This window comes from Psychrobacter sp. AOP3-A1-26 (assembly GCF_052378235.1).
In the GTDB taxonomy this organism is placed as follows: domain Bacteria; phylum Pseudomonadota; class Gammaproteobacteria; order Pseudomonadales; family Moraxellaceae; genus Psychrobacter.
Genome location: NZ_JBQSXN010000143.1, coordinates 1 through 3,374, shown reverse-complemented (window position 1 = coordinate 3,374; position 3,374 = coordinate 1). Strand labels below are relative to the sequence as shown.

Annotated in this window: 1 protein-coding gene; it reads left to right on the top strand. The window is 44.5% G+C overall.

Going from position 1 to position 3,374, the window contains the following annotated elements; all coding sequences use genetic code 11:
- Window positions 1-82 precede the first annotated feature (82 nt).
- On the top strand, window positions 83-2,986 hold the full coding sequence (locus ACT3TU_RS13765) for an acyl-CoA dehydrogenase (protein ID WP_192523893.1): 2,904 nt from the start codon (window positions 83-85) through the stop codon (window positions 2,984-2,986).
- Window positions 2,987-3,374: the final 388 nt, after the last annotated feature.

The window sequence follows — 3,374 nt, the reverse complement described above, 5'->3', positions numbered from 1 at the left end:
ACAAAAACAACTAAATTTATTCAAAAATTTCTTATTCATATATTTTTCACGCTTTTGGTTTAGCGTTACAAAGGAGATAGTCATGGCCATTGGCTTGTTTATTTTGGCAGTCATCATTCAGTTAGCCATGGTCTTGGCCATCTTTTTGTTGTCTTTATCACGTGTCACTGGCAGCATTGTCGCCCTGATTACGGTTATCGTAACCGCAGTTATTAGTCCTTGGTCGCTTATTTTGGGTATACCGATAGCGCTACTTTGCTTGATATTACTCATCGCCCCTATTCGCCAGTCATTAATTACCAAACCTGTGTATAAGGCTTTGGGCGGTGCGATGCCTAGCATGAGCGATACTGAACGCGAAGCCCTCGATGCCGGTACCAGTTGGTGGGAAAAAGAGCTGTTCATGGGTAAACCAGATTGGGATACTTTTGCTAAATATCCTTACCCAGAACTGTCAGAAGAGGAACAAAGCTTCATCGATAATGAAGTTGAAACTCTGTGTACTATGCTCGATGAGTGGCAAATCCAGCACAAAGACAAAGAGCTGTCACCTGAAGCGTGGCAGTTTATTAAAGCCAATGGGTTCTTGGGTTTAATCATTCCAAAAGAATTTGGTGGTTTAGAGTTTAGCTCTTATGCTCAAAGCCGCGTCATGAGTAAGATTGCCTCGCGCTCGCCAACTGCGGCGGTGACTTGTATGGTGCCGAACTCGCTCGGCCCTGGTGAGCTATTGATGCATTATGGTACAGACGAGCAAAAACAGCGCTGGCTACCAGGTCTTGCCAAAGGCGACGAGGTTCCCTGCTTTGGTCTAACCGGCCCAGAAGCGGGTTCCGATGCTGGTGCGATACCTGATACAGGCGTGGTCTGTTACGGGTTGCACGACGGCGAGCAAGTGCTCGGTCTGCGGATGAATTTTTCTAAACGTTGGATTACTTTAGCGCCTATCGCCACTGTCGTGGGCTTGGCATTTAAAATGCATGATCCAGAAGGGCTGCTTGGCGATCCCAAAAAGACCGATTACGGCATTACTTGTGCGCTCGTCCCTGCCAGCCATGATGGGGTGATTATAGGACCGCGTCATAACCCAATCGGCTCGCCATTTATGAATGGTACTGTCGATGGCAAAAATGTCTTTATTCCACTCGATTACATCATCGGTGGCGTTGAAAATGCGGGTCGAGGTTGGCGCATGCTGATGGAGTGCTTAGGTGTCGGCCGTGGTATCTCGTTACCCGCACTATCTACTTCAGCCAGTGAAATGACTTACTTGTCTGTTGGGGCGTTTTCTAAAGTTCGCGAACAGTTTAAAATATCTGTCGGTAAGTTTGAAGGCGTACAGGATGCGACCAGTCGTATGGCCAGCAACACTTATATGCTAGAAGCCTTCCGTCATCTAGTCACTTGTGGATTAAACCAAGGCGGCACCCCATCGGTTATGACCGCGATGGCAAAATATTATGCGACTGAGACCATGCGTAATGTGGTCAACGATGGTATGGATGTGGTTGGTGGTCGCGCTGTACAGATGGGCCCACGCAACTTTTTGGCGACCCCCTATCAAGCCATTCCAGTATCTATCACCGTTGAAGGTGCAAACATCTTGACGCGCTCACTGATGATATTTGGTCAAGGCGCGATGCGCTGTCATCCTTACCTATTTGATGAGCTACAATTGCTCCAAAGTGACGATAAAAAAGGCGCACTCAAGCAATTCGATACTCTATTCTTTAAACATCTAGGCTATACCTTCAATCGCGGGGCAAAAGCCTTTGTCGCAGGCTATATCGGTGGCAGTAACCACGCCCCTAGCTTCTCTGATAGCTTTACCCGTCCTTATTATAAGCACATTAACCGCTTGAGCGCAGACTTTGCCTTAACCGCAGACATGGCATTAGGGTTACTGGCTGGCGATTTGAAACGTAAAGAAATGCTGTCTGGGCGCTTAGCAGACATCCATGCGCACTTGTTTATCTGTACGGCTATTTTGCAGTTTTATCAATACGGAACAAAATCAAAAGCCGAACGCTTACATGCCGAAGTCGCCTTAAAAAACAGCCTTTATACTATTCAAGAAGCATTCATTTCTTTATTTGCTAACTTTCCTAATCGCATGGCAGCCAGCTTGGTCAGCTTTGTGACTTTCCCAAGTGGTCGTATATTTGCGCCAGTGAGCGATGAGTTAAAACGCCAATTGGGTGATACCTTTATGGATGACTTTGAAGCCAATCCATTCCGCGATTATCTCAAAACCATGATTTACTACAATACTGAGCCAGATGATGTCACTGGGCGTATGGAGCATGCCTATCAAACACTGCTCGATATTGAACCTTTATGGCAGAAGTTTAAAAAGGCGGAGCATAAAGACAGCTTTGAAGGGCTTACTTTTGAAGATCATGTGGTCTATGCCAGTCAAAATGGTGATATCACGGAAGAAGAAGCAGAAGTGCTTATTGAATATAATGCGCTGCGTTTCGACTCACTCTTGACTGATGTGTTTGACAAACATCTATCTAATGCTCAAGAACGTGATAACCCGCACAGCTTGGATAATGCGGTACAGCAACTGACTGACTACGCGCAACTAAAAAGTGAGGCACAAGCTAGAAATGGTACAGCGGTTGAAAATGAAGCAGCAGCCAACAAACTGAATGTCTCTGACCGTGATAATGAAAAAACGGGTGATGCCAACCCCGATCACGGCTATGAAAGTGACGGTGATGTAGAAATGGTTAAAGAGCAAGATACGGTAAAAGAAACAGCTGCACAAACGGATTTTGGCGATTCTAACCCAGAGGCGGAAGCACTCAATCATCGCCATCGTGATGCAGAATCACATCTCAATGAGCGTATGAACAACAATCATAACCGCCCCCATGATACTACTGCACCTGATAACACCAATAGTAATACCATGGAAACTCAAATTAAAAATTTAGAGCGCGAAGGCAATCTACATCACAAAGAGGATGATAAAGTCTAATCGTCCATTCTTAAAGCGTTATACCCTACTCTTACAAGCAAGGCTGTCTACCTCTGGCGGCCTTGCTTTTTTTATGTCTTTTGAACCTAATAAATAACTAAAAAATCACCACGGTCAATGCCATGCGCGAACACTATAGTTAGTGAAAAGTAAAATCGATACATCACGTACTGCAGGTACCGTAGCGTTTTTAAAGTATTTTAACTATAAATATGCTCCTCTATACAATCATATTCATCAATACTGGTTATTTTATGGCCATATCGCTACGACAAGGATTGTCCGGCTTACAGGAAATGATAAAAAAATCTTGCAGTACCCTTAACTATTATTTTATATTGTCCCCAAAAATGTGACTTCGAGCAATAATCACAATAATTTAATAATC